The sequence below is a fragment of the Rhodococcus sp. R1101 genome (assembly GCF_000278445.1).
GTDB classification, from domain to species: domain Bacteria; phylum Actinomycetota; class Actinomycetes; order Mycobacteriales; family Mycobacteriaceae; genus Rhodococcus; species Rhodococcus gordoniae.
In genome coordinates, this window is sequence record NZ_AJVB01000260.1 from 1 (window position 1) to 5,444 (window position 5,444).

The 5,444-nt window shown below is 68.4% G+C and carries 4 protein-coding genes; 3 read left to right on the plus strand and 1 reads right to left on the minus strand.

Annotated features, from left to right (window positions below; all coding sequences use genetic code 11):
* The first annotated feature begins 79 nt into the window (after positions 1-79).
* The 3 genes from R1101_RS0115380 to R1101_RS0115390 are packed head-to-tail and all read left to right on the plus strand — an operon-like array spanning position 80 to position 3,348.
* A complete protein-coding gene (locus R1101_RS0115380) occupies positions 80-994 on the plus strand; it encodes a 4Fe-4S dicluster domain-containing protein (protein ID WP_016934282.1) in 915 nt (304 codons plus the stop codon).
* A complete protein-coding gene (nrfD, locus tag R1101_RS0115385; protein WP_016934283.1) occupies positions 991-2,010 on the plus strand; it encodes an NrfD/PsrC family molybdoenzyme membrane anchor subunit in 1,020 nt (339 codons plus the stop codon). Before R1101_RS0115380 ends, nrfD begins: the two co-directional genes overlap by 4 nt.
* 33 nt (positions 2,011-2,043) lie before the next feature.
* Positions 2,044-3,348 carry an L-lactate MFS transporter gene (locus R1101_RS0115390; protein ID WP_016934284.1) on the plus strand — a complete coding sequence of 435 codons (1,305 nt, stop codon included), beginning with the start codon at positions 2,044-2,046 and terminating at the stop codon, positions 3,346-3,348.
* Positions 3,349-3,370: 22 nt separating this feature from the next.
* Here the strand turns inward: R1101_RS0115390 and R1101_RS0115395 are convergent.
* A partial coding sequence (locus tag R1101_RS0115395; RefSeq protein ID WP_016934285.1) for a LuxR C-terminal-related transcriptional regulator occupies positions 3,371-5,444 on the minus strand: 2,074 nt, incomplete at its 5' end.

Genomic DNA, 5,444 nt, shown 5'->3' on the forward strand with positions numbered 1-5,444 from the left:
CGGCGGCCGGGGTAACCGACGGTGTGTACCCACCCGTCGTCACGATCTCGGATGACGGACGCACTCCGGAGGAGGACGAGTGACCGGCCCCAACAGCTTCTTCGGACCCATCGACCCGGCACCCGATGCCGGATACGAGGATCCACCGGCTCGCAAGGGCTTCTTCACCGACACCAGTGTGTGCATCGGGTGCAAGGCCTGCGAAGTGGCCTGCAAGGAGTGGAACGACGTTCCCGAGAACGCCTTCGCGATGCTCGGCACCTCGTACGACAACAGTCATTCGCTCAACGCGAACCAGTGGCGGCACGTCGCCTTCATCGAGCGCCCGGCCGAGAAGAAGCCGGCGGTCTCGCTGGGGATGCCGACCGTCGGTGCGGCACCGAGCGAGCGGCCGGACGAGGAGAAGCCGGACTTCCGGTGGTTGATGTCCTCGGACGTGTGCAAGCACTGCACCCACGCGGCCTGCCTCGACGTGTGCCCGACCGGGTCGCTGTTCCGCAGCGAGTTCGGCACGGTGGTCGTGCAGGACGACATCTGCAACGGCTGCGGATACTGCGTGGCCGCGTGCCCGTACGGTGTCATCGACCGCCGCAAGGGCCCGGAGGGCGACCCGAAGGTCGGTATCGCCCAGAAGTGCACGCTCTGCTACGACCGGCTCACCGACGGCCAGACACCGTCCTGCGCGCAGGCGTGCCCCACGGAGTCGATCCAGTTCGGCGACGTCGAGGAACTGCGTGCCCGCGCCGCCGAGCGACTGGCGGCCCTGCACGAGCGCGGTGTGAGCGAGGCACGGCTCTACGGCAACGATCCCGAGGACGGGGTCGGCGGGACCGGCGCCTTCTTCCTGCTCCTCGACGAACCGGAGGTCTACGGCCTGCCCCCGGACCCGGTGGTGACGACCAAGGATCTGCCGGAGATGTGGACGCGCGCCGCCGTCGCGGCCGTCGCGATGCTGGCGGGCGCCGCCGCGTCGTTCCTGAGGAGGCGCGGATGACCCAGGTGCAGCACGGCGGCAGCCCGGGCAATCCCCGCCGGTCCGGAGGGGGTCGCGGTGGAGACCGCGTGATGGTGCCGGAGGCCGACTTCGAGTCCTATTACGGGCGCCCGATCGTGAAACCGGCGCCGTGGGAACACGACATCGCCGTCTACCTGTTCACAGGCGGCGTGGCCGCGGGCAGCTCGCTGCTCGCCGCAGGCGCCGATCTGACGGGCCGCACCGCACTGCGCCGGGTGGCCCGATTCGGTTCGCTCGCATCGCTGCTCGTGAGTGTCGGTGCCCTCGTCCACGATCTCGGCAAACCGAGCCGCTTCCTCAACATGCTGCGGGTCGCCAAGCCGACCTCCCCGATGTCGGTCGGTACGTGGATCCTGTCGCTGCACGGTCCGTTCGCGGGTCTCGCGGCGGTCGCGGAGATCGCCGAGATGCTGCCCTCCCGGTGGAAGCGGGGGCCGGTGCGACTCCTGCTCGCGCTCGGCCGACCGGCCGGGATCGTAGGGGCGCTGACGGCGCCGCCGGTTGCCGCCTACACCGGTGTTCTGCTGTCCGACACCGCAACTCCGGCCTGGCACTCCGCCTACAAAGAGATTCCCTTCGTGTTCTGCGGGTCCGCGGCGGCCGCCTCGGGTGGTCTCGGGCTGCTGGGCGCACCGCTTGCCGAGGCCGGACCGGCGCGTACCTTCGCCGTCGGCGGTGCGCTCGCCGAACTCGTGCTCGAGCAGCGGATGGAGAAGTCCATGGGCCTGTCGGCCGAGACGCTCCACCAAGGACGGGCCGGGCGATTCATGAAGGCCAGCAAGGCATTGACGGTGGCCGGTGCGCTCGGGGCGCTCGCCGGCCGTCGCCATCGGGCGGTGTCGGCGGTGTCCGGTGCCGCACTCATGGTCGGGTCGCTGTGCACGCGACTCGGCGTCTACGAGGCCGGCATCGCGTCGGCGAAGGACCCCAAATACACCGTCGTTCCCCAGCGTGAACGAGTCGATCGCGGGGAACCCGTTCGCTACCGCGGCTGAGATCCGGCTCGCGGGCAGAACGAAGGAGAACGCATGGACTCCGCCAAGCCCACGCGCGAACCACACGGCGACACCGCGACGGCACAGCCTCCGGGCAGCTTCCGGTGGTTGCTCGTCGCCGGAGGTCTGTTGCTGCAGTTCTCGATCGGCGCGGTCTACGCATGGTCGGTCTTCGGTGGGGCCCTCGAGAGCGCCGACTCCTGGCAGCTCAGCACGGTCAAGGCGTCACTGCCGTTCACCGTCACCATCGGCATGATCTTCGTCGGCACCTATCTCGGTGGCCGCCTGCAGGATCTGAAGGGACCGCGCGTCGTCGCGCTCATCGGCGGCGTCATCTACGCCCTCGGCATTCTCCTCGCGTCGTTCACCAACGGCGCCGACGATTACTGGCTGCTCATCCTCGGATACGGCGTCATCAGCGGCTTCGGTCTGGGCTTCGCGTACATCGTCCCGATCGCCATGCTGCAGAAGTGGTTTCCCGACAAGACCGGTCTCATCACCGGGCTCGCGGTGGGCGGCTTCGGGTTCGGTGCGGTGCTCACCTCGCCGGTCGCGCAGTGGCTCATCGACCAGAACCCCGACGACCCCACGAGCGCCTTCCTGCCGCTGGGCATCGCCTACCTCGTGATGTCCCTCGCCGGCGCAGCGCTCTTCCGCAATCCGCCGGAGGGGTACACCGTGCCCGGTTACGAACCTGCTTCGAAGACCGGTGCCGGCGCGAAGGGCGGCAAGGAGTACACCCAGGGTGAGGCACTGCGCACGCCCCAGTGGTATCTCCTGACCGCCATCCTCACCCTGTGCGTCACCGCAGGCATCTCACTGATCTCCCAGGCCAAGCCGAGCGCTTCCGACATCGCCGGCTTCAGCGCGAGCGGCGCGGCGGCACTCGTGGGCGCGCTCGCGATCTTCAACGGTGCCGGCCGGATCGTGTGGGCAGCGATCTCCGACCGCATCGGGCGGATGAAGACGTTCACCGCGCTGCTCGTCCTGCAGGGTGTGTGCCTGATCGTGTTGCCGCACGCCGGCGGTGTCGTGCTGTTCTCGATCCTGGCCGCGATCATCTACCTCTGCTACGGCGGTGCTTTCGGCACCATGCCCGCCACTGCCGGCGATTTCTTCGGGGTCCGCAATGCCGGTGCCATCTACGGACTCATGCTCATCGGTTGGAGCATCGGCGGCATCCTCGGCCCGATCATTGCGTCCACGCTGATCGGCGAGGACAAGGCCTACACCCTTGCCTACACCACCATCGGCATCATCGCTCTGGTGTCGGTGGTACTCACGTTGATCACCAAGGTGCCCGCGGCACGCCGAGAGTCCGTCCCGACGCACTCCTGAACCCGGCTACCGCCCCGCCGGCTCACGCTCCGCGCTCTTCGTGGGCGTGCAACCACGACACGACCTGCGTGCGGGAGTGCACGCCGAGTTTGTCGAGGATCCGCTCGACGTGACCGTCGACGGTCCGGCGGGAGATGACGAGCCGGTCGGCGATCGCACGGTTGCTCAACCCTCCGGCGACGAGCGCCGCGATCTCCTGTTCCCGCTTCGTCAACGGTGATTTCTGTGAGATCGCGGCAGCCCGAGCACGCGGTGTCCGGGATTCGGGGGTCCCACCCGGTTCCAGTGCGCTGCACACGAGATCGCCGATGGTCGCGCCGACCTGGGAACCGAGCAGCCCGGAGAGTGCCGCTTCGTCCACGGCGTCCCGGAGGCGTCGTTCCGCGGCGAGCGAATCCTGCTCGATGTGCGGTCCGAACGCGGCGATCGTCGTGCCGAGACGCTGCCATACCGTCCGTGCGGCCCCGAGCAGCCTCGCCGATTTCTCCGGGTCGCCTTCGGCACCCGCCGACCACGCCAGCAGTTCGATCGACAACGCCGTGCAGATCTTGTCCTCGAAATCGCGCTGGATGATCAGGGCTTCGTTCGCCGCTGCGACCGCGGAGCCCAGGCGCCCGAGATGGAAGTGGGCAAGCCCGGAGACCCAGAGCGCATAGGCCTTGTTCCACCGCTCGCCGTGCTGGTCCGCCATGTCGACGACATGAGCGCACGTCTCCAGGGCGTCGTCGAGTCGTCCGTCGTAGGTCTGCGCCATCGCCAGCTGGAACAGGCAGGTCAGGTGGGCGGCGTGGTCGCCGTGCGCACGATGCACCCGGGCCGCACGGAGGTAGAGGTCGATCGCCTGGGCCGTCGCGCCGCAGAACAGTGCGCGCAGAGCACTCCAGTGATCGCAATGTGCCCGCAACCGGACGTCGCCGGATTCGTCCGCGATCGAACGACACTCGGCGAGGTGGACCGCCGCGCCGTCGCGATCACCCTGGATGAGGGCCGTCCATGCGGTCACCCACAGCACGTTGCCGCGCTCGCTGCTCGAACGCGGAAGCCGTTGCAGGAGCCGCTCGAGCCGGGCCCGCCCGGTGGACAGGTACCCGCCCGCGATCCAGTGATAACGCAGCGCGACGGCGAGCGCCGCCCCCGCGGCGAGTTCGTCGTCGTCCCGGATCGACCGGTCGAGCGCTGCCATGAAATCCGTGTGGTCGGCGCGCATCGACGACAACAGGGCGGATTGTCTCGGCCCGTACCAACTCTCGGCACAGCGACGGGCACGGTCGAGATAGTGCTCGCAATGCCGCCGGTACAACCGCTCCCGCTCCCCGCGGGCGTCGAGCAGTTCGTGACCGTACTCGCGCACGGTCACCAATTGCGAGTACCTCAACACCGACGACGAACGGTCGACACCCACAAGCGACTTCGCGATCAACCTGTCGAGCAAGTCGATGACCTGCTCGCTCGGCAGATCGTCGTCGGCGCAGACGGTCTCCGCGCCCTCGAGGTCGAAGCTGCCGGTGAACACCGACAATCGCGCCCACAACGTCCGCTCGGCATCGGAGCACAGTTCGTAGCTCCAGTCGATCAGGGCGCGCAACGTCTGCTGCCGCGGCACCGCCACGCGACTTCCCCCGGTGAGCAGCGCGAAACGCCGGTCGAGTCGTTCGACGAGTTGCGCCGGAGACAACGAACGCAGGCGGGTCGCGGCCAGTTCGAGAGCGAGCGGCACGCCGTCGAGTGCAATGCACAGTTGCGCAACGGCATCGGCGTTGTCGTCGGTCACCTCGAACCCCGGGACCACCTGCCGGGCCCGGTCCACGAGCAGACCGACTGCTTCGAACCGCTCGAGATCCGCCGCCCTGTTTCCCGTCGACCGGCTCGGCGTGGTCAGAGGCGGAAGCACGTACTCCGCCTCCCCCGGCACACTCAGAGGCTCACGACTGGTGGCGAGGATCCGCACCTCCGGCGCATCACCGAGGACGGCAGCAACGAAGTCGGCCACGGTCCCGATCACGTGCTCACAGTTGTCGACCACGATCAGCATGTGCTTGTCGCGGAGATGGTCGACGATCTTGTCCATCACGTGCCTGGTGGACTGGTCGGTCACC

Bases quoted from the DNA above. Each gene is read 5' to 3' on its own strand.
- nrfD (WP_016934283.1), top strand. From the start codon at position 991: ATGACCCAGGTGCAGCACGGCGGCAGCCCGGGCAATCCCCGCCGGTCC.
- R1101_RS0115390 (WP_016934284.1), top strand. From the start codon at position 2,044: ATGGACTCCGCCAAGCCCACGCGCGAACCACACGGCGACACCGCGACG.